A 19576-nucleotide genomic window follows, 5' to 3' on the forward strand; every position below is an offset into this window, starting at 1 on the left:
GCCCTCGATCGTTTCCGGGGTCGAGCGGGGATCTCCCGTGGTCGGCGGCCGTCGACCCGCGGTTCTCGTGGGGGGCTCGACTGGCGCCTGACCGGGTCTTTCGGTATTGGTCGGTGCCTTGATGCACCTGTTATTGTCGAGCCCAACCCGACCGCGGCGCCCCAGGCGTGCGGACAGGTGCACGAACGTCACTCGCAGGACGGAGAGGCCACGCTGATGAAGAAGCTGATCCTGGTGGCTTTGGCTGCTGTAGGTGGCCTGTTGGTCTACCGCCAGATCCAGGCGGATCGGGCCGAGCAGGATCTGTGGACCGAGGCGACGGACGCGGTTCCGGCGGGTACTGCCACCCGCTGAGTAGATCCTGTGGGAGACCCCGCAGAAGCTTGACCCACCCGGGGAAACGCACGTTTCACGTGAAACGCCCGTTTCCCCGGGTGAGGTATTGTCCAACGCCGACCGGGATTACCGGTAACCTGGTTCGGCACCGAGGGGCCTTAGCTCAGCTGGTAGAGCGCTGCCTTTGCAAGGCAGATGTCAGGGGTTCGACTCCCCTAGGCTCCACAGGGATCGGACCCCGCCGACCGCGACCACGCGGTCGGCGGGGTCTTTTTGATCGCATCGGGCGCGATCGAATCAGACGGGATTCAGCGTGAAGGCGCCGGCCCGGGTGGCCGACTGGACGATGTGGGATCGCTCGACGGTGTACTTGCCCGCCTCCGTCGTCAGCCACATGTCGGAGTGCTCGGCCTGTAGGGCGACCTTGCCGGTGGCGGCATCGCGGGAGAGCCAGAAAATCTGGTTCCCGTAGATCCAGCCGTTACAGTCGCCCTCGGTGACCCACGAGCCTTCGTCCAGGGACCACAGCGTGAGGCACTTGCCGTTGTGTCGGGACTTGAAGATGTACTGGGCCGTGTCGCCGGGCCAGTGGCAGACCCGCCACTGCTGGTTGTATCCACCCCAGTAGCGGTACTGCAGGACCGATCCTGCGTTGTCGGGGCCCAACGAGATGTCGAACACCATGCCGTTGGAGGTGCCGATCGTGTAGTAGCCGTCGCAGATCCAGCCGTCGTCGGTGGGATTGGGTGAGGCCGACGCGGGCAGGGCGGTCGACAGCATTGCGATGACGGCGATGAGAGCGGCGCCCAGAGCCCGCAGCGGGCGCCGTGCTCGGCGTCGGTTGCGGTGGGGAATCGTGGTCACGCTGTTTTCCTCTCGGATCGATTGCCGGGTCAGCAGGGACCCAGGCGGTCCTGGGCGGCGCGACGCACTGTGTTCACCGGTTCGGGGATGCAGTTCTTGACGACGGTGCCGATCTCGGGGGTCTCGAACGTGGTGTAGGTGCCGATACCGCCCCTGATCGCGTTGATCCAGATGCCGGTGGTCGGGCCGGTCTGGGCGCAGATGTACTTCACGAACCGGCCGTCGACCCGGCGGGTGCCGCGATAGAGGCCGTAGTAGCCCGTCTTGTTGAAGTTCCAGGTGTTGGTGATCGCATTCGTCCTGGTGGACGACTTGGTGTTCGAGACGGAGAAGCCGACCTTGAACGCGACCTTGGCGAAGACGGGGCCCACGGACGCGCTGAACTCCTCGCTGTTGTCGACCGTGGTCGCCACCGAGTCGACCTGGGTCAGGGTTTCGGTGCGCTGACCGGTGGTGCCCTCTGCGATGTAGACGGGGAGGAAGTCGGTGATCACCGGAGTGACGCGGGTGGTCACGTCGTAATAGACGGAGTCGACGGTCGGATTGCAACTGCTGGTGGCCGGGGGACGCGGAGGCGTGTCGGCGTGCGCTGTCCCGACGGTCGGCCCACCGAAGCCGGTGGCGACGACAACGGCGAGGACGGCGGGCACGGCACCGCGTCTGGCGGATATGGACATGCCGATTCCCTTTCGGGGATTGGGTGGTGCGGTGTCCCGGCCCCGGGAGCGGGGGCGGGCGGAGTGGTCTCTTCCCGCCCCGGGAGCGGGGGCAGGCGAAGACGTCTCCTGTGTGCTCTTTGTGCTGGGAGCGATTCAAGGGTCACGTGGTGTTACTCGGCATTCCAGTGCAAGGCTTGCCCTGGAACCGGGCCACCATCGATGCCCCGAGTGGCTGGTTGGTGACTTTCGGCAGTGATCGATGAGCGCCGAGAATGCGGCATGGACACCGAGATCGCGATCCGGGACTTCCTCATCTCCCGCCGGACGCAGCTGCGCCCCGAGGATCTGGGGCTGCCACGGCAGGGAATGCGCCGGGTGCGGGGGCTACGCCGGGAAGAGGTCGCCGCCCTCGCGAACGTCAGCGTCGACCAGTACATCCGCCTGGAGCGGGGACAGGCGTCCCGAGTGTCGGACGCGGTCGTCGACGCCGTCGCGCACGCATTGCGCCTGACCCCGGGCGAGTGCCGCTATCTGCGCAGCCTGGCCCGCCCGGCCGTCGCGTCCGCGGAGGCGGGCGCCGGCAGGCCGGTGCGGGAGAGTGTGCAGCGCTTCCTCGACTCGATGTGCGACACGCCCGCCTACCTCGTCGGCCGCGGCGGGGCGATCCTCGCCTGGAACCGCATGGCCGTGCTCGTCTTCGTCGACTTCGCGCGCGTGCCGACGGCTCGGCGCACCGTCGGTCGGCTCGTCTTCACTGACCCCCGGGCCCGCCTCCTCTACGTGGACTGGGAAGTAAAGGCACGGGAGGCGGTGGCCTACCTGCGGACCGAGTCGGGGAAACGGCCGCACGACGCGGCGCTGTCCCGGCAGATCGAGGAACTGGCCGAGGCCAGCGCGGATTTCCGGCGGCTGTGGGCGGCGCAGCTCGTGCTCGACCACACGCACGACATCACCCACCTCAACCGTCCACCCGTCGGAACGTTGGACCTGACCTGGGAGGCGTTCCAACCGAAGGGCGACCCGGACGAGTTGGTCATCGTCTACACCGCCGCGAACGCGCGAACCGCGGCGGCGCTGGGCCGGCTGACCTGACCGCCGGCCCGGCCCACGCGCACGACGCCGGCCGGGCCCACGCACCATTCCGCACCTAGGCCCCCGCCCGCGCACGCCGCAGGGCCCGCCGTACCGGATGGTGCGGCGGGCCCTGCAAAGCGGGTGTCGTGGCGTCAATCGTTCTTCGGGGTGGTCGAGCGGAACTCGTCCTCCGCGGGCTTGGCCTCGTTGTCGAGATTGTCGAGCGACTCGGCCGTCTTGGGCGTGGTCGCGGCGCCCTGGAGCGTGGGGTCGGGCTCGTCGGTCAGCCACTCGGGCTGCGCGTTGCGCCGACGCCACCACGTGAAGGCCAGGTAGCCGCCGCCCGCGACCGCGGTGATCAGCAGGAAGCGCCGGCCGCGTCCGCGACGCTGCTTCTTGCGGGCGACCTTCTCGATCTCCGCCGCGGTCACCTCGCCCTTGATCACCGAAAGCGCCGCGCCGGCCCTGGAGCGGGCCTCGTCGCGGACCGGCTCGGCGGCCACCCGGGCCTGGTCGACCGCCTGGTACACGCGCGGCACCACGTCGTGGCGGACCCGGTGCCGGGCCACCTCCACGGCGTGCTCCACACGGGGGGCGGCGCTGTCCTTGGCGTGCACCAGGGCGGGGACCACACGTTCGCGGGTGGTCTCGACCGCTCGGTCACGCGCCGCGCCCGCGTAGTGTGCCGCCGCGTCCTTCGCGTTGGCGGCGTGTGGGGCGAGCCGCTCCCTGGTCCTGCCGGTCGCCTCACGTACCGGATCCATGCGGGTCACGACATCCTCCTACTCGCCGGGTTCATCCGCTATCTGTTCCCGACGATCCCGGGATCATGCGCCACGCATCGGCCGGGGATCCGTACGGTGGAAAGGTGCCCGCGGTGGTCTCGTGGCAGGAGCCGACCGCGGCGTGCGAGGATTTCGAGGATTCAAGAAGACCGTCCGTGTAACCGTAGGGAAGGCGCACCAGTGGCCGAGGACCTTTTCGCCACCATCAAGACCAACCACGGGGACATCCGTATCCGGCTGTTCCCGAACCACGCGCCCAAGACGGTCGCGAACTTCGTGGAGCTCTCCCAGGGCCGGCGCGAGTGGGTCCACCCCGGCAAGGGGCAGAAGACCACCGACCGGTTGTACGACGGCACCGTCTTCCACCGCGTCATCGCCGACTTCATGATCCAGGGCGGCGACCCGCTGGGCACCGGCACCGGTGGACCGGGCTACCGCTTCGCCGACGAGTTCCACCCGGATCTGCAGTTCTCCAAGCCGTACCTGCTGGCGATGGCGAACGCGGGACCGGGCACCAACGGCTCCCAGTTCTTCATCACCGTGGGTGTCACGCCGCACCTGAACCACAAGCACACCATCTTCGGCGAGGTCGCCGACGTGGACAGCCGCAAGGTCGTCGACGCGATCGCCGGCACCGAGACCGACATGCGGGACCGTCCGACCTCCGACGTCGTGATCAACACCGTCGAGGTCGAGACCGTCACGTCCTGAACCCCGAGTACGCGGGCCGGGGCCTTCGGGTCCCGGCCCGCGTCACGTGCCCGAAGGTGAGCATGAGCTCCGACGAACAAAGACCGGGTACGGCCGGACCGGCCGGTCCGCCCGTGTGTTACCGGCACCCCGACCGCGAGACGAACATCCGCTGTACCCGCTGTGAGCGCCCGGTCTGCGGCGATTGCATGGTGAGCGCGTCGGTCGGTTTCCAGTGCCCGGACTGTGTACGGCAGGGCACCCGTCAGGTTCGCGAGGCGCGCACCGTGGCGGGCGGCCGGGTGGCGACCGCGACCGCGAACGCGATCGTGACCAAGACCCTGATCGGGCTCAACCTCGCGGTCTTCCTGCTGGTCCTGGTGGTCGGCGACAAGTTCGTCGACAGGATGATCCTGGTCGGCCGGTTCTTCGACGGCGGCGAGTGGCAGGGGGTCGCCGAGGGTCAGTGGTACCGCCTGCTCACCGCGGCGTTCCTGCATCAGCAGGTGTGGCACATCGGGTTGAACATGGTGGGCCTGTGGATGCTGGGGCCCCCGTTGGAGGCCGCGCTCGGCCGTACCCGGTTCGTCGCCCTCTATCTGGTCTCCGCGTTCGGCGGCACCGCGCTGTCGTACCTGATCGCCGATCCGCGGCAGGGCTCGCTGGGTGCTTCCGGGGCGCTGTTCGGGCTGTTCGGCGCGATGATCGTGCTCGGGCGCCGACTCCGGTACGACCTGCGACCGCTGGGCATCCTGCTCGCGCTCAACCTGATGATCACGTTTCTCAACATGGGCACGATCGACTGGCGTGCGCACATCGGCGGACTCGTCGCGGGCACGCTCGCGGCGATCGGCCTGGTCTACGCGCCGCAGCGCAATCGCACCCTGATCCAGGTGGGGACACTGCTCGCGGTGTCCGCGGTCATCGTGGTGATCGTGCTGGTCCGGACCGCGCAGATCGTCTGATCGAACGACGGGTCCCGGTTGCGCAGTGAATCATCTCAATGACCCGAAGTGATGAATCCGGGATGCGAGCCGTTGCCCGCATCCCGGTCGCTCGTTGGACCATGAAGGGTTATCCACAGGCTTTGCCGGGTTATCCCCACTGTGGATAACTCTGTGGAGTCTTCCGGGGAAAGCTCGCTGAGCTGCGCCGATGCGCTACTTCCACTGGGTGGACACACCGAAGCCGGCGGCGATGAAGCCGAAGCCGACGACGATGTTCCAGTTCTTCAGGGACTCGACCGGGAAGCGCATGTCGGTCACGTAGAAGACCACGATCCACAGCAGGCCGATCGCGAAGAGAGCCAGCATGAACGGCGCCACCCAGCGGCGCGAGTCCAGCTTTATGGTCGTCTTCTTGGGCGGCGGCGGGGTGAAGTCGTCCTTCTTACGGATCCGGGACTTCGGCACGAGAGTCTCTCCTGTCGATGTAGCCGGACGAGTGGGTGCGCAGCACACGCGACACGATCCGGTGATGTGTCGGTTAGCGTAGTCGCTGTCAGGTCCGGAAGGAGGGTACGGCGACGTGCGTATCTTCGCCATGCGGCCGTTCGGAACGACTTGGCGTGCGATCGTACCCCGGTTGTCCGCTCTTGTGGTGTTCGCCCTGGCCGGGCTGCTGTTCTGGATCAGTGCGGACACCTCGCACGGCACCAATCTGCGCAGCGACGCGCAGATGCTTCGGCTGTCCGATGTGATCCGGGACCAGGGCCGGCGCAACGAGAGCGCCCAGCAGGATCTGTCCGAGTTGCAGAAGGACGTGGACTCGCTGGTGCAGGAGCAGGCCAACGACCCGCAGGCACGCGGACGGATCGACGCGGTCGCGGACCCGGCCGGGGTCACCCCGGTGTCCGGCGAGGGGCTGACGGTGACCCTGACGGATGCCCCGCCGGACGCGAAGTCGCGCGTGCCCGGGGTGCGCGAGCCCACCGCGGACGACCTGGTGGTGCACCAGCAGGACATCCAGGGCGTGGTGAACGCGCTGTGGAGCGGCGGCGCCCGGGCGATCCAGATCATGGACCAGCGGATCGTGGCCACCTCCGCCGTGCGGTGTGTCGGCAACACGCTGATCCTGCACGGTCGGGTGTACTCGCCGCCGTACGTGATTTCGGCGGTGGGCGATACCGGAGCCCTGCGGCGCGCGTTGGACCAGAGCAAGAGCGTGTCCAACTACACCGACTACGTCGAGGCGTTCGGACTCGGCTGGAAGGTCGAGGACAGGAAGCGCCTGGACGCGCCGGGGTATACGGGCCCCCTCGGCCTGGAGTATGCGAAAGTCTCCGGGACGTGATCGGCAGCGGTGAACCGAGGGGAGTCTGACGACAGTGTTGCGGACCACGATGCGGGGCCTCGGGGAGGTCTTCATCACGCTGGGCGTCGTCATCCTGTTGTTCGTCGTCTATCAGCTCTACTGGACCGGCGTGCTGGCCGATCGGGCGCGGGCCGACGAGATGCACAGGCTCGACGAGGCGCGCAAGCGGATCGTGGCGGCGATGCCCAAGGACACACCGGTCGCGCAGACGCCCAAGCAGGCTCCGTACCAGGACGGCGAGCCGTTCGGCACCATGTACGTGCCGCGCTTCGGGAGCGACTGGTACAAGACGATCCGACCCGGCGTGACGCCCAAGGAACTGCAGAAGGGCCTGGGCTGGTACAAGGGCAGCGCGCAGGCGGGCGAGGACGGCAACTTCGCGATCGCCGGGCACCGCAAGACCTACGGCGACCCGTTCCTGAACGTGCCCAAGCTGCAGGTGGGCGACAAGATCGTGATCGAGGGCATCACCGAGTGGTTCGTCTACTCGATCGACAAGCCGGTCAGCCTCAGCGGTGACAAGGCGGTCCTGAAGACCATCCCCGAGGACGTGCACGTGCTCGACGCGGTCCCGGAGAAGGCCTATACGACTCCCGGGAAATACATCACCCTGACCACCTGCGAACCTGAGTTCGGCAGCACGCACCGGTTGATCGTCTGGGGCCACCTGGAGTCGCGTACTCCGTTGGCGGCGGGCAAGCCGGCGGCGTTGCAGGGATGAGCGAGTCGAGCCGCGCGGGCGGCGAGCGAGAGAGGGCCTGGGCCTGATGTACGGCTGGATCTGGCGCACTCTGCCGGGAAACGCGTGGGTGAAGCTGTTGATCTCCCTGCTCCTGGTGTTGGCGATCGTGTACGCGCTGTTCACGTGGGTCTTCCCGTGGGCGGAACCCCTGCTCCCGTTCAGCGATGTGACGGTCGATCAGGAGAACGTCACGAACACCACCGGCCCCGGCGGCGCACCGCGCCCGGCCGGTGCGACCGGTGGGACCTCCCCCACGGCGCTGCCGGGAGGGCTGCCCGGATGAGCGCGCGCATTCTCGTCGTGGACAACTACGACAGCTTCGTCTTCAACCTCGTGCAGTACCTGTACCAACTCGGCGCGACCTGTGAGGTCCGACGCAACGACGCGGTGACCGTCGAAGAGGCCGAGGAGTTCGACGGCGTACTGCTCTCGCCCGGCCCCGGGACGCCCGAGGGTGCCGGGATCTGCATGGAGATGGTCCGTCGCGAGGGCGGCCGGGTGCCGGTTTTCGGGGTGTGCCTGGGCATGCAGTCCATCGCGGCGGCGCACGGCGCTACCGTTGGCCGAGCCCCCGAGCTCCTGCACGGCAAGACCAGCCCTGTGGTGCATGAGGGGGCGGGCGTGTTCGCCGGCCTGCCGTCGCCGTTCACCGCGACGCGCTATCACTCGCTCGCGGTGGATCCGGACACGATTCCGGCCGAACTGGAGGTGACCGCATGGACCGGGACCGGCGTGATCATGGGCCTGCGGCACCGCGACCGACCGGTCGAAGGCGTGCAGTTCCACCCGGAGTCGGTGCTGACGGAGTACGGCCACCGGATGCTGGCGAACTGGCTGGTGACGTGCGGGGACCCGACGGCGCCGGCCCGGTCGGCGGGACTGGCTCCCGTCGTAGGGCGCACGCCGCTCCCGACCTGACCGAGGCCGCCCCGATACCCGAGAGCGGGTACGGATCCGGCGAGATCGCCCCGTACCCGGCCGGAGCGTACTCGGGCGACCTGGTCCAGCCAGGCTTCGCGGAACCGCCCACAACGGCCCTTCCCGCCGTTTCCGAGCCGATGCCCGGTGGTCGTGCGGCGCGGCGGCGGGCCGCGCAGAGCCGGGCGGCCGCGGCCGGGGCGCAGGCTCCGATCGGGACACCGCCGCACGCGCCGACGCAGTCGTTCCCCGCGACGCCGGGGGCGGCCGGGTTGCCGGCCGTTCGACCGGTGCCGGGAGTGCCCGCGGCTCGGCCGGCTCCGACCGAGCCGACGGACGGCCCCGATGCGTGGTTTCGGGTCGACGGGCAGGTACCGATCGGCGGGCCGGTGCTCGACCCGGTCGTCGAACCGGCGCTCGACCCGTCCCTCGCACCGGCCGTGCGGTCGAGTCCGACGACCGCGGCGTCGAGCACCCCCGGCGGGCGGGCGGCCCGGCGCAAGGCGCAACGGAGGAAGCCCGGTCGAACCGGTGGCCGGCCGCCCGCGGGCCCGGCGGTCGCCGAGGGGGCCGGTCGGGCCGCCCGACGCCGGGCCGCCAAACCGTCGATGGGTTCGCGGGTGTTGACCGCGGGTGCCCGATTCGTCGGCGAACTCGCCATGACGGTGGGCCTGCTGCTCGTGCTCTACGTGGTCTACCTGAAGTGGTGGACGAACATCGTGGCGGAGGAGAAGGCCCGGGACACGGCGCACAACATACAGCAGAGCTGGGGCGACCCGGCCGCGGTGGATCCCCGCAACCCCGGCCAATTCGTCGCGCCGAACAAGGGGTTCGCGCTGTTGTACATCCCCCGGATCGGGATGGAGAAGCAGGCGATAGCCGAGGGCACCGATCGGGCCAAGGTGCTCAACAACGGCCTGGTGGGCCACTACACGGACCCGCAGACGGCGATGCCGTGGGATGCCCAGGGCAACTTCGCGGTGGCCGCACACCGCAACGGGCACGGTGAGCCGTTCCGCTACATCAACAAGCTCAAGCCCGGCGACAAGCTGGTCGTGGAGACGGCCACCACGTACTTCACGTACACCGTCGACGCCGACCTGCCGCAGACCTCGCCGCAGCACATCGAGGTGATCGACCCGATCCCGGACCGGGGGCCGTACAAGAAGGCCGGCCGGTACATCACGCTCACCACGTGCACCCCCGACGGGGCGTCGACCTACCGGCTGATCGTCTGGGGACATCTGGAGGAGGAGCGTCCCCGGTCGCAGGGGAAACCGGACGCGCTGCTCGCCGCGGCCAAGTGAGGACGCATCACATTCCGGTCTCCGGGACCTGACCTAACTGCTTGTCTATGCCAAGCTGTCGGCTCATGGGCGTTGTACGCAAAACGATTCGCGTCGGGGCGGAACTCCTCCTGACACTCGGCCTGGTCGGTCTGCTGCTGTGTGTCCACCAGCTCTACTGGACCAACTTCGAGGCCCGGGCCGAGGCCCGCAGCGAAGTGGAGCACCTGCGCAAGAACTGGGCCAAGGCGCCCGCGCCGGCCCTCGCGCCGGACTCCGCGTCGAACTCCGCGCCGCCCGAGGCGCTGCCGCCGAGCGACATCGTGGACGGACCCACGGACGTCAGTGTCGACGGCGGCAAGGACGGCCAGCGGGTGCCCGGTTCGTACAGTATTCGCGGTGAGACGCTGGCCATCCTGTGGATTCCCAGACTCGGCTCGGACTGGGCCCAGCCGATCATCGAGGGCTCCAGCCTGGCATCGTTGTCGAAGGGCGTCGGCCACTACACCTATCCGCCCTACATCGGTCCCGGCGGCCCGGGCAACTTCGGGCTCGCGGGGCACCGCAACGGACACGGTGAGCCGTTCCGGTACCTCAACAAGCTCAGGGCGGGCGACAAGGTGGTCGTCGAGACCAAGAACCAGTGGTTCACCTACACGATCGTCAAGGGCCCGTTCATCACCAAGCCCTCCAACGGCTCGGTGCTCACCGCGCGACCGCCGGACCTGGGCGGCCCGGCCGGTCGTCGGCTGATCACCCTGACCACGTGCGATCCGGAGTTCACCTCCCGGAACCGGATGATCTACTGGGGCGAACTCACCGCCACCGACGCCAAACAGGGCAAATCCAAGCCGGCGGCGCTGCGCCACTGAGCGAGTCGCGCCGCCGAGCGGGACGGCTGCTCCTGCGCGGCCCCGCCGATCGCGCCGCCGAGGGACGTGCACGAAATCTTCCGCAACGAACAGGCCCGAGGCCCCGGAAGCAACGCTTCCGGGGCCTCGGGCCTTGATGCGCGGTGACCGCCCGGCTCAGTTGGGCCAGTTGCCGTGGCCGCCGCGGAGGTCGCCGCCCATGATCGGGTTGCCACCGCCGCGGTTGTCACCGGAGGGGGGCGGGGACGTGGTGCCGCCGGTGTTGCCGCCGGGGTTGCCCGTCGAGTTGGACGGCGGCGGCGATGTGGTGGCCGGCTGCGGGCCCTTGGACACCGTCAGGTTGACCGTGCTGCCCTCGTTGATCTTCGAGTTCGCGGTCTCGCTCTGCTTGATGACCTGGCCCACCGGCTTGTCCGCCGAGTACTGGTCGGGCGACTTGGTGACCTTGAACCCGAGGTTCTCGAGCTTGGCCTTGGCTTCCTCGTAGGAGAGCCCGACCACGCTCGGCACCTGTACCTGCTGCTTGCCGCTGAAGATCGTCAGGGTGACCTTGTCGCCCTCGTTCAGCTCGGTGCCGGAGTCGGGGTTGGTCGAGCACACCGTGTCACGCTGGCAGTTGGTCAGCGTCTGGCTGCGCGTCACCTCGGCCACCAGGTTCGCGGCCTTGAGCTTGGCCGTGGCCTCTTCCTCGGACAGACCCTTGAGGCCGGTGGGCACGGTGGTCTTCTTCGGGCCGCCGAAGGCCCACACCTGGATCGTGTCGCCCTTCTTGGCGCTCGTGCCGGCCTCGGGGGTCTGCTTGCAGATGTTCCCCTTCGTGCCGGTGGCGCCCGGTGGACACTTCGACGGATCGTCGTTCATGTTGATCTTGAACCCGGCGTTCTCCACCGCCGTCGTGGCCTCGACCAGGGTCTTCCCGACCAGCGTCGGCGTGCTCGCCGACTTGTCCTCGCCGTCGCCCATCAGGGTCTTGCCCACGAAGAACGCGGCGACCAGGACGGCGACGCAGGCCAGGGCGAGCAGGATCCACGCACCGCCGCGGGACTTCCGGGGCTCGTCCCGGTGGCGATCGTTGTCGTCGAGCTCGTACTGCCCGGTGTTCGGCCCGCGACCGTGCGCCGGGATGACCTGGGTCGCCCCGCCCGCGGTCGGCGGCAGGTACTGCGTCGCCGGGTCGGCCCCCATCGGCGCGGCCATCACGCTCGGCGCGCCCACCGGGAGCCCGTGCAGGGCCCGCTCGATGTCGGCTCGCATCTCGTCGGCGCTCTGGTACCGGTTGTCCGGGTTCTTCGCCAGCGACTTGAGCACGATCGAGTCGATCGTCGGCGAGACCTCCGGGTCGAAGGTGCTCGGCGGCAGCGGGTCCTCGCGGACGTGCTGATACGCCACCGCGACCGGCGAGTCGCCGATGAACGGCGGGCGTTCGGTGAGCAGCTCGTAGAGCAGGCAGCCGGTGGAGTACAGGTCGGTACGGGCGTCCACGGTCTCGCCGCGGGCCTGCTCCGGGGAGAGATACTGGGCGGTGCCGATCACGGCCGCGGTCTGGGTCATCGTCATGCCGTTGTCGGCCATGGACCGGGCGATGCCGAAGTCCATCACCTTGACCGTGCCCTGCCGCGTCAGCATGACGTTGGCGGGCTTGATGTCGCGGTGGATGATCCCGTTGCGGTGGCTGTACTCCAGGGCCTGGAGCACGCCGGCCGTCATCTCCAGCGCCCGTTCGGGCAGCAGCCGGCGACCGGAGTGCAACAGCTCGCGCAGCGTCGAGCCGTCCACGTACTCCATCACGATGTACGGGATCGAGATCCCGTCGATGTAGTCCTCGCCGGTGTCGTAGACCGCGACGATCGCCGGGTGGTTCAGCGAGGCGGCGGATTGCGCCTCGCGGCGGAACCGGGCCTGGAACGTAGGGTCACGGGCGAGATCGGCGCGCAGTGTCTTGACCGCCACACTGCGTCCCAGACGAATGTCACGGCCCATGTACACCTCGGCCATGCCACCACGGCCGAGGACCGCGCCGATCTCGTACCGGTCGCCGAGGCGACGCGGCTCTTCCATAACTTCCAGCCCTTCCCTTACCGGTCCACGGCCTTCGGTCTTCGGCCGGCCGGGACCGGGGCGGATGCCCGACCGGTCCGGCACGTTCTCCGACACGGTACCGGTGTGACGGCCCGGGTCGTCGTCACACCCGAGTCACGAGGACACGTCGGTATCTGATTGCAGTAGTGGTCGGAGTTGCTATCGGTGTGATCGCAGGCCATGGCTCACTTCTTGACCACGGCTTCCATCATTGCCTTGGCGATCGGAGCGGCGAGGCTGCTGCCGCTGACCTCGTTGCGCTCGGCGTCGCTGTCCTCCACCACGACCGCGACGGCGACCTTCTTGCCGTCGGCGCCCTTGGCGTAGGAGACGAACCACGCGTAGGGCGGCTCGCTGTTCTTGACCCCGCGCTGCGCCGTGCCGGTCTTGCCGCCGACGGTGACCCCGGGAATCCGGGCCGACTTGCCGGTGCCGTTCTCGACGACGCCCTTCATCATGTCCTGGAGCATCTGCGCGACCTCCGGCGTGATGGCCTGGTTCGCCACCTGCGGCTGGGTCTTCTCCAGCACCGAGAGGTTCTGCGCGCGCAACTCGTCGACGAGGTAGGGCTTCATCACCTTGCCGTTGTTGACGATCCCGGCGACGACCATGGCCATCTGCATCGGGGTCGAGGCCACGCTGTCCTGGCCGATCGACGAGCGCATCAGCTGGCCCTGGTCCAGCCCGGCGGGGAACACGCTGGGGGCGACCCGGCTCGGGATGTCCAGCGGGTTCTGGTTGGTGCCCTTGCCGAAGTTGTTGAAGCCGAAGGCGTCGGCCTGGGCCTTCACCTTCTCCTGCGACAACTGCTGACCGACGCTGGCGAACACGGTGTTGCAGGACAGTTCGAGCGCCTTCTGCAAGGTTGCGCCGGCGCACTCGGTGGGGTGCGAGTCCGGGAGGAACTGGGTCGAGTTCGGGTAGAACAGCTTGCCCCCCACGAGCGGGACGTTCGGCACGGTGTCCGGCTTGAAATCCCCCGAGGACAGCGCCGCCGCGGCGGTGACCAGCTTGAAGGTCGAGCCGGGTGCGTAGGTGTATCGGATCGCCCGGTTGTCCATCGGCTTCTTCGGGTCGAAGTTGGTATCCGGGGTCTTGCGCGTCTTGGACGTGTCCAGGGTGAGCCCGTCGTACGCCTTGGCGACCGCGTTGCGGTCGTTCTGGGCGAGCACGTTCGGGTCGTAGGACGGCGTGCTGGCCATGGCGAGCACCTTGCCGGTGTCGGGGTCGATCGCTACCGCGGCGCCGGTCTTGCCGTCGAGGCCGTTGAACGCGGCCTCCTGGGCCTTGGCGTTGATCGTCAGCGCGACGTTGCCGCCCCGGGTGCCCTTGTTCGTCACGGTGTCGAGCACCTTGCGGACGAACAGCCGGCTGTCCTTGCCGCTGAGGATGTCGTCCTCGATGCTCTCGAGGAGGTTGCTGCCGATGTAGGGCGAGATGTAGCCGGTGATCGGCGCGTACATCGGGCCGAACTCGTACTTGCGCAGGTACTCGTACTGCCGGTCGTCGGTCTTGACCGAGCTGGTGATCGGCTTGCCCTCGACCAGGAAGTCGCCGCGCGGGTGCGAGTACTTCTCGTACGCCGCGCGTCTGTTGTTCTTGTTGTCCGCGTAGTCGTCGGCTTTGACGACCTGGACCCAGTTGGCCCGCAGCATCAGCGCCGCGATCAGGATCAGGCAGAAGACGGAGACCCGCCTCAAAGGCTTGTTCACGGTATGTCCCTCCCCTGGGCGTGCGTTGCGGCGGCGGTCACGGGTTCTGCCCGCCGGTGCCGCTCTGGCCCGGTGGGCCGTATGGTGTTCCGCCGCCGGGGCTCGGCGGCGGAACGAATGGTCTGGCCGGCGTCGGGGATCCGCCCGAGGGTGCCGGTCCGCCGGGTGCGCTCGGCACCCCGCCCGCGACCGTCAGCGCCTCGGGGGAGGCGGAGCCTTCGGCCGGCGTCGAACTCGGCGGCGGCGGGGTGGAGCCGGCGGCGGGTGTGTCGCCCCGGCCCGAGGCATGCGAGCCGCGCCTGGGTGCGACGCCCTCGCTCGGGTCGAACGCGCCGGGCGGTGGCGCCGGTCGGCGGGCCGTATCGCTGATCCGGATCAGGACCGCCACCAGGGCCCAGTTGGTGATCACGGACGAACCACCCTGCGCCAGGAAGGGCATCGTCATACCGGTGAGCGGGATCAGTCCGGTGACACCGCCGGCCACGATGAAGACCTGGAGCGCGAGCGCGATCGACAGGCCCGCCGCGAGCAGTTTGCCGAACGGATCGCGAGCGGCCAACGCGGTACGCAGGCCGCGTTCGATCAGCAGGGCGTACACCATGAAGATGGCCATCATTCCGGCGAGACCCAGCTCTTCACCGACCGTGGTGAGGATGAAGTCGCTGCGCGCCGCGAAACCGATCTCGGTGGGGTGACCCTGGTTGAGACCGGTGCCGAGCAGGCCGCCGGTGCCGTAGCCGAACAGGGCTTGGGCCAGCTGCTGCGACTTGCCCGGGGCAGGGTTCGCGTACGCGTCCATCGGGTCCATCCAGGCCGCGACCCGGTCGTGCACGTGCGGTTCGAGCGTGCCGACCACCACCGCGCCGGCAACGGCCATCACGACACCGAACAGCAGCCAACTGGTGCGCTCCGTGGCGACGTAGAGCATCACCACGAAGACGCCGAAGAACAGCAGCGAGGTACCGAGGTCGCGTTCGAAGACCAGGATCAGGATGCTGAGCAACCAGACCACGATGATCGGGCCCATGTCCCGGCCACGCGGGAAGTACAGGCCCATCACCTTGCGGCTGGCCAGCGCCAGCGCGTCGCGCTTGGCCATCAGGTAGCCCGCGAAGAAGATGGTGATCACGATCTTGGTGAACTCGCCGGGCTGGATCGAGAACGGTCCGAGTCGGATCCAGATCTTGGCGCCGTACGTGTCACCCGGGAACGGGATGGGGGACACCAGCAGTACCAGGGCCAACGCCATGAACGTGTAGGTGTAGCGCTGCAGCAGACGGTGGTCGCGCAAGGCGACCACCACGACGGCGAACAGTGCGACGCCGATCGCCGAGTACATCAGCTGGGATCCGGCCGCCGCGGTGCCCTTGAGGTTGCCGGGGAGGCCGACCCCCTTGACGATGTCCAGGTCGAGCCGATTGATGAACATCAGGCCCATGCCGTTGAGGAAGGTGGCCAACGGCAGCAGCAGCGGGTCGGCGTACGGCGCGAACTTGCGCACCAACAGGTGCGCGAGGCCCGCGAAGACGCCGAGGCCGAGCCCGTACTTGACCAGGCTCCCCACCGGCAGTGACCCGTCCCCCGCCAGTCCCACGTTGGCATAAGCCAGCATCGGCACCAGAACCGCGAAGCCGAGCATCATCAACTCGGTGTTGCGGCGATTCGGTGCGGCTTGGGGGGTGATCGTCGTGTTGCTCACGGCGCTCCCCTCAGTTCGTTCCGGTGGTTCCGGGCAGTCGCGGATAGCACTGCTTGGCCAGGTCGGTCTCTTCGGCGGAGAGTCCCGATCCGGGCGCCTCCGGCACCGCGGCCGGCGGCGCCGAACTCGGTGGCGCCGAACTCGCCGGTGTGGTCGGGCTGGTCGCCGTGGCACCGCGGCCCTTGGATCCCGGGTCGGCCGTGGAGGAGCTTCGAGTGCTTCGCGATGCGGTGGTCGGGGTGTGCTTGGAGACCGGCGCGTTGGTCTGCAGCGCGGCCGGCAAGCCCGGGTTCTGCTGCGGGAACGTGTCCACGCTGCCCGCGGGTTGGGCGCCCGGGTTGCCCTCGACCGCCTTCTTCGCGTCGTCCGCCGCATACGCCCTGCGACACACGTCGGCCTGCCGCTTGAGCCGGTCGATGGTGTGCCGGGCCTCGGTCAGGCTGGCCGCGTCGAGCGTGCTGTTGACCGCGTCCCGGTTGGTCTGGCCGATCATCGTGAGCTTCAGCTCGTCGTAGCTCTGGTAGGTGCTCGCGAGGTTGAGGCCCAGGATCTTGGAGTCGATCCCCCGGTAGATCGCGACGTGGTCTCCTTTGTCGGCCACGAAGTACTGGGTCTGCGTCCAGTAGTACGCGCCGCCGAGTGCGGCCACGAGCACCGCGACCCCGCCCCAGATGGGCAGCGTCCGACGCAGTGTGGACTTCGGCTTGGGCTTGCGCCGACTGCCCGGCTCGGAGACCAGGGCCTCGGTCTCGTACTCGCCGGCGGTCAACTCGCGGGCCCGGGACGCGGGTGTGGTCGGCAGTGTCGTGGTGTCGTCCACGACGCTGGCCACCGCGCCGACCACGATCGGGCTGTCGGAGGGCTGATCGGCCGGGTCCACCACATCCGCGACGATGCAGGTGATGTTGTCGGGGCCGCCGCCGCGCAGCGCGAGCTGGATCAGCTCCTGCACCGCGTCGCCGGGGTTGGCGTAGGTCAGGAGGGTGGCCTCCATGGTCTCCCGGCTGACCACCCCCGACAGGCCGTCGCTGCAGATCAGATAACGATCGCCGGGGCGGGCCTCGCGCACCGACAGGTCCGGCTCGACGTGGCCGCGCCCGTCCAGGGCTCGCATCAACAGCGAGCGCTGCGGATGGTGGTCGGCTTCCTCCTCGGTGATGCGGCCCTCGTCGACCAGGCGCTGCACCCAGGTGTGGTCCTGGGTGATCTGTTCCAGGGCGCCGTCACGCAGGAGGTAGGCACGGGAGTCGCCGATGTGGGCGAGGCCGAGTCGGCTACCCGTCCACAGCAGCGCGGTCAACGTGGTCCCCATGCCTTCGAGCTGGGGGTCGTCGTCGACCATCACACGCAGTCGGTCGTTGGCGCGATCGACCGCCGAACGCAGCGCGTCCAGCAGATCGGCTCCGGGCACGTCCTCGTCGAGTTCGACGATGGTGGACAGGACTTCGGAGCTGGCGACTTCGCCCGCTGCCTGCCCGCCCATGCCGTCGGCGACCGCGAGCAGGCGAGGGCCGGCGTAGCCGGAGTCCTCGTTGCCTTCTCGGATCATGCCCTTGTGGGATCCGGCGGCGAAGCGGAGAGAGAGGCTCATTCAGGCTACCTGCGCAGCTCGATAACGGTCTTGCCGATACGGATCGGCGCTCCGAGCGGCACGGGGGTCGGACCGGTCAGGCGCGTACGGTCCAAGTAGGTACCGTTCGTCGACCCGAGGTCTTCGACCACCCAGCTGCCGTCGGGCGCAGGGTAGATGCGGGCGTGCCGACTCGACGCGTAGTCGTCGTCGAGCACGATGGTCGAGTCGTGCGCCCGGCCGATGGTGATCTGCTGATCCGTCAGATTTATCGTCGTGCCGGTCAGCGAGCCCTCGGTGATCACCAACTTGCTGGGATTGTTGCGCTGGCCGCGGCGGGGCCGGGCCTGCTGCCGCTGCGGGGGCGGGGCCTGCTGCGCCTGCTGAGGCGGAGCGGCACCTCCTCCACCGGCGGCGGGCGCGGCGGTTCTGCGCCGCGCGGGTCGTTGGGTCACGCGTGTGCCGAAGAGGTCGCTACGGATCACCTGTACGGCGACGATCACGAACAACCACAGCACAGCGAGGAAACCCAACCGCATAACGGTGAGGGTCAGCTCAGACATGCGCCCGTTGTCACCCCTCGGCTTGGCGGAACACGACAGTGGTGCTGCCGAGCACGATGCGCGATCCGTCCCGCAGACCGGCACGCTGACAGTGCTGGCCGTCGACGACGATCCCGTTGGTCGAACCGAGGTCCGTGATCGACGCCGGAGCGCCGATGCGGATCTCGGCGTGGTGCCGCGAGACGCTCGGATCGTCCACGCGAACTTCCACATCGGTGCTGCGGCCCAACTTCACGACCGGGGCAGTGAGCTCGTGACGTACCCCGTTGACCTCCAGCCAGGTACGCAGCCGTGGTGCAGGCTGCGCATTCTGGCCGTAGGCGGCCTGCTCCCCCGGCTGCGGCCGGGGAGGCGTCGGCGTTCCCGGGGTCCCGGGCGGACCGAAGGGCGGTGGTGCGGGCACCCCGGGCGGGGGTGGCCCGCCGGGTCGACCGTATCCGTAACCCTGTGGTGGCTGCTCCGGTTGCGGCCCCCCGCCCGGGAAGGGCGGTTGTTGTGGGGGCTGCTGTAGTTCGTGCGACTGACTGCCCGCGAGTGCCTGACTGCGCACACGGTACAGACCCGTGTCCAAGTCGTCGGCATGCTCGAAGTGGACCTCGACCGGACCGATGAAGGAATAGCGCTGTTGTTGCGCGTAGTCCCGCACCACGGTCGCCAGCTCGCCGCCGAGTTGCTGCACGTACGGGCTCAGGCGCTCATAGTCGTGTTGGCCGAGCTCGACGACGAAGTCGTTCGGGACCATGGTTCGGTCGCGGTTCCAGATCGTCGCGTTGTTGTCGCACTCGCGCTTGAGCGCGCTGGCGATCTCGACGGGCTGGACATCGGACTTGAACGCCTTGGCGAAGGCGCCGTTGACCAGGCCCTCAAGCCGTTGCTCGAACTTCTTCAGGGGACCCACGGGCACCTCCTTCCGTACGCGATCGGCCGGTCCGGTCCTACAGTCTGCTCACTGATCGTATCCACGCGTGGGAAACGGGCGCGGTTCCCTACCGTGGCCACTGTAAGGAGTGTTGGCTTTCACAGGGATTCCTACACCCTGTTGCCCCCTCCGTGGCTCGCTTGCAGTAGTTGTGCCGCGACCGTGTGCGTGGCCGGGGTCGAAGCCCGTTCACCGTACGGTGCAGGGCAAGCATGCCGGAGAGGCGGGGGTCGTGGGGATCCCGGTCCACAAAGATGAACCGTTGGTTGCTCTGGGTGTCCATACGGATGCTCATGGTGTGAGCGGTGGGGCCTGCGGGTATGGATTCGTATCGGGCCTGGAGCCCGTGCTAATCTTTGATTGCTCGCGCGGGTGGCGGAATAGGCAGACGCGCTGGATTCAGGTTCCAGTGCCCGAAAGGGCGTGGGGGTTCAACTCCCCCCTCGCGCACCGAGCAAAGGCCCCAGGTCATCGACCTGGGGCCTTTCTGTATCT

General features: G+C 68.6%; 19 protein-coding genes, 2 tRNA genes and 1 pseudogene. 12 read left to right on the top strand and 10 right to left on the bottom strand.

Annotated features, from left to right (window positions below):
- The first annotated feature begins 216 nt into the window (after positions 1–216).
- Entirely contained in the window at positions 217–354 is a 138-nt protein-coding gene (locus ACIBM5_RS19705; protein ID WP_020557117.1) for a DLW-39 family protein, read from the top strand.
- Between the two features lie 134 nt (positions 355–488).
- A tRNA-Ala gene (locus tag ACIBM5_RS19710) sits at positions 489–561 on the top strand.
- 72 nt (positions 562–633) lie between these two features.
- Here ACIBM5_RS19710 and ACIBM5_RS19715 read toward each other — a convergent pair.
- Both ACIBM5_RS19715 and ACIBM5_RS19720 read right to left on the bottom strand, forming a co-directional pair.
- Positions 634–1200: an RICIN domain-containing protein gene (locus ACIBM5_RS19715; protein WP_396008042.1), complete on the bottom strand. Its 567-nt coding sequence runs from the start codon at positions 1198–1200 to the stop codon at positions 634–636.
- Between the two features lie 29 nt (positions 1201–1229).
- Positions 1230–1877, bottom strand: a complete 648-nt coding sequence (locus ACIBM5_RS19720) for a hypothetical protein (RefSeq protein ID WP_396008043.1) — start codon at positions 1875–1877, stop codon at positions 1230–1232.
- Positions 1878–2138: 261 nt separating this feature from the next.
- Here ACIBM5_RS19720 and ACIBM5_RS19725 point away from each other — a divergent pair, with 261 nt between their 5' ends.
- Positions 2139–2951 carry a helix-turn-helix domain-containing protein gene (locus ACIBM5_RS19725; RefSeq protein ID WP_396008044.1) on the top strand — a complete coding sequence of 271 codons (813 nt, stop codon included), beginning with the start codon at positions 2139–2141 and terminating at the stop codon, positions 2949–2951.
- 134 nt (positions 2952–3085) lie between these two features.
- Here ACIBM5_RS19725 and ACIBM5_RS19730 read toward each other — a convergent pair whose 3' ends face one another.
- On the bottom strand, positions 3086–3697 hold the full coding sequence (locus ACIBM5_RS19730; protein WP_396008161.1) for a DUF5324 family protein: 612 nt from the start codon (positions 3695–3697) through the stop codon (positions 3086–3088).
- 201 nt (positions 3698–3898) lie between these two features.
- Between ACIBM5_RS19730 and ACIBM5_RS19735 the strand changes: the two genes are divergently transcribed.
- Positions 3899–4429 (top strand): peptidylprolyl isomerase, encoded by a 531-nt coding sequence (locus tag ACIBM5_RS19735; protein ID WP_396008045.1) that lies wholly within the window; start codon positions 3899–3901, stop codon positions 4427–4429.
- Positions 4430–4491: 62 nt separating this feature from the next.
- The gene (locus ACIBM5_RS19740) at positions 4492–5373 is read left to right on the top strand and encodes a rhomboid family intramembrane serine protease (RefSeq protein WP_396008046.1); all 882 of its coding nucleotides are present in this window, start codon (positions 4492–4494) and stop codon (positions 5371–5373) included.
- Positions 5374–5568: 195 nt separating this feature from the next.
- On the opposite strand, the gene crgA is transcribed toward ACIBM5_RS19740, so the two are convergent.
- Positions 5569–5820 carry a cell division protein CrgA gene (gene crgA / locus ACIBM5_RS19745; RefSeq protein ID WP_020557121.1) on the bottom strand — a complete coding sequence of 84 codons (252 nt, stop codon included), beginning with the start codon at positions 5818–5820 and terminating at the stop codon, positions 5569–5571.
- Positions 5821–5950: 130 nt separating this feature from the next.
- On the opposite strand from crgA, the gene ACIBM5_RS19750 reads away from it, so the two are divergent.
- The 6 genes from ACIBM5_RS19750 to ACIBM5_RS19775 all read left to right on the top strand — a co-directional run bounded on the left by ACIBM5_RS19750 (position 5951) and on the right by ACIBM5_RS19775 (position 10539).
- Positions 5951–6700 carry a DUF881 domain-containing protein gene (locus tag ACIBM5_RS19750; RefSeq protein ID WP_396008162.1) on the top strand — a complete coding sequence of 250 codons (750 nt, stop codon included), beginning with the start codon at positions 5951–5953 and terminating at the stop codon, positions 6698–6700.
- A gap of 49 nt (positions 6701–6749) precedes the next feature.
- The gene (locus ACIBM5_RS19755; protein WP_396008047.1) at positions 6750–7442 is read left to right on the top strand and encodes a class E sortase; all 693 of its coding nucleotides are present in this window, start codon (positions 6750–6752) and stop codon (positions 7440–7442) included.
- 46 nt (positions 7443–7488) lie between these two features.
- Positions 7489–7746 (top strand): hypothetical protein, encoded by a 258-nt coding sequence (locus ACIBM5_RS19760; RefSeq protein ID WP_396008165.1) that lies wholly within the window; start codon positions 7489–7491, stop codon positions 7744–7746.
- Positions 7743–8381, top strand: a complete 639-nt coding sequence (locus tag ACIBM5_RS19765) for an aminodeoxychorismate/anthranilate synthase component II (RefSeq protein ID WP_396008048.1) — start codon at positions 7743–7745, stop codon at positions 8379–8381. Before ACIBM5_RS19760 ends, ACIBM5_RS19765 begins: the two co-directional genes overlap by 4 nt.
- Positions 8382–8989: 608 nt before the next feature.
- On the top strand, positions 8990–9688 hold the full coding sequence (locus ACIBM5_RS19770) for a class E sortase (RefSeq protein WP_391587278.1): 699 nt from the start codon (positions 8990–8992) through the stop codon (positions 9686–9688).
- Between the two features lie 65 nt (positions 9689–9753).
- Positions 9754–10539 (top strand): class E sortase, encoded by a 786-nt coding sequence (locus tag ACIBM5_RS19775; RefSeq protein ID WP_396008049.1) that lies wholly within the window; start codon positions 9754–9756, stop codon positions 10537–10539.
- Between the two features lie 156 nt (positions 10540–10695).
- On the opposite strand, the gene pknB is transcribed toward ACIBM5_RS19775, so the two are convergent.
- The 6 genes and pseudogenes from pknB to ACIBM5_RS19805 form a co-directional block, all read right to left on the bottom strand.
- Positions 10696–12597, bottom strand: a complete 1902-nt coding sequence (pknB, locus tag ACIBM5_RS19780; RefSeq protein ID WP_396008050.1) for a Stk1 family PASTA domain-containing Ser/Thr kinase — start codon at positions 12595–12597, stop codon at positions 10696–10698.
- 206 nt (positions 12598–12803) lie between these two features.
- The gene (locus ACIBM5_RS19785) at positions 12804–14330 is read right to left on the bottom strand and encodes a peptidoglycan D,D-transpeptidase FtsI family protein (RefSeq protein ID WP_396008051.1); all 1527 of its coding nucleotides are present in this window, start codon (positions 14328–14330) and stop codon (positions 12804–12806) included.
- Between the two features lie 313 nt (positions 14331–14643).
- A pseudogene (locus ACIBM5_RS19790) lies at positions 14644–16074 on the bottom strand (FtsW/RodA/SpoVE family cell cycle protein); the annotation flags it as partial.
- Positions 16040–17620 (bottom strand): PP2C family protein-serine/threonine phosphatase, encoded by a 1581-nt coding sequence (locus ACIBM5_RS19795; protein WP_396008052.1) that lies wholly within the window; start codon positions 17618–17620, stop codon positions 16040–16042. The gene ACIBM5_RS19795 and the pseudogene ACIBM5_RS19790, both read right to left, overlap by 35 nt.
- Positions 17621–17625: 5 nt before the next feature.
- A complete protein-coding gene (locus ACIBM5_RS19800; RefSeq protein ID WP_391587283.1) occupies positions 17626–18162 on the bottom strand; it encodes an FHA domain-containing protein in 537 nt (178 codons plus the stop codon).
- Between the two features lie 10 nt (positions 18163–18172).
- Positions 18173–19060 (bottom strand): FhaA domain-containing protein, encoded by an 888-nt coding sequence (locus tag ACIBM5_RS19805; RefSeq protein WP_391587284.1) that lies wholly within the window; start codon positions 19058–19060, stop codon positions 18173–18175.
- Positions 19061–19447: 387 nt separating this feature from the next.
- On the opposite strand from ACIBM5_RS19805, the gene ACIBM5_RS19810 reads away from it, so the two are divergent.
- Positions 19448–19531 (top strand) — tRNA-Leu (locus tag ACIBM5_RS19810).
- The last annotated feature ends 45 nt before the right edge of the window (positions 19532–19576 follow it).

Source organism: Embleya sp. NPDC050493, from assembly GCF_044458105.1.
GTDB lineage: Bacteria > Actinomycetota > Actinomycetes > Streptomycetales > Streptomycetaceae > Embleya.

Bases quoted from the DNA above. Each gene is read 5' to 3' on its own strand.
- ACIBM5_RS19730 (WP_396008161.1), bottom strand. From the start codon at position 3,697: ATGGATCCGGTACGTGAGGCGACCGGCAGGACCAGGGAGCGGCTCGCC.
- ACIBM5_RS19765 (WP_396008048.1), top strand. From the start codon at position 7,743: ATGAGCGCGCGCATTCTCGTCGTGGACAACTACGACAGCTTCGTCTTC.
- ACIBM5_RS19720 (WP_396008043.1), bottom strand. From the start codon at position 1,877: ATGTCCATATCCGCCAGACGCGGTGCCGTGCCCGCCGTCCTCGCCGTT.
- ACIBM5_RS19800 (WP_391587283.1), bottom strand. From the start codon at position 18,162: ATGTCTGAGCTGACCCTCACCGTTATGCGGTTGGGTTTCCTCGCTGTG.
- ACIBM5_RS19750 (WP_396008162.1), top strand. From the start codon at position 5,951: ATGCGGCCGTTCGGAACGACTTGGCGTGCGATCGTACCCCGGTTGTCC.
- ACIBM5_RS19770 (WP_391587278.1), top strand. From the start codon at position 8,990: ATGGGTTCGCGGGTGTTGACCGCGGGTGCCCGATTCGTCGGCGAACTC.
- ACIBM5_RS19725 (WP_396008044.1), top strand. From the start codon at position 2,139: ATGGACACCGAGATCGCGATCCGGGACTTCCTCATCTCCCGCCGGACG.
- ACIBM5_RS19740 (WP_396008046.1), top strand. From the start codon at position 4,492: ATGAGCTCCGACGAACAAAGACCGGGTACGGCCGGACCGGCCGGTCCG.
- pknB (WP_396008050.1), bottom strand. From the start codon at position 12,597: ATGGAAGAGCCGCGTCGCCTCGGCGACCGGTACGAGATCGGCGCGGTC.
- ACIBM5_RS19755 (WP_396008047.1), top strand. From the start codon at position 6,750: ATGCGGGGCCTCGGGGAGGTCTTCATCACGCTGGGCGTCGTCATCCTG.
- ACIBM5_RS19775 (WP_396008049.1), top strand. From the start codon at position 9,754: ATGGGCGTTGTACGCAAAACGATTCGCGTCGGGGCGGAACTCCTCCTG.
- ACIBM5_RS19760 (WP_396008165.1), top strand. From the start codon at position 7,489: ATGTACGGCTGGATCTGGCGCACTCTGCCGGGAAACGCGTGGGTGAAG.
- ACIBM5_RS19705 (WP_020557117.1), top strand. From the start codon at position 217: ATGAAGAAGCTGATCCTGGTGGCTTTGGCTGCTGTAGGTGGCCTGTTG.
- ACIBM5_RS19795 (WP_396008052.1), bottom strand. From the start codon at position 17,620: ATGAGCCTCTCTCTCCGCTTCGCCGCCGGATCCCACAAGGGCATGATC.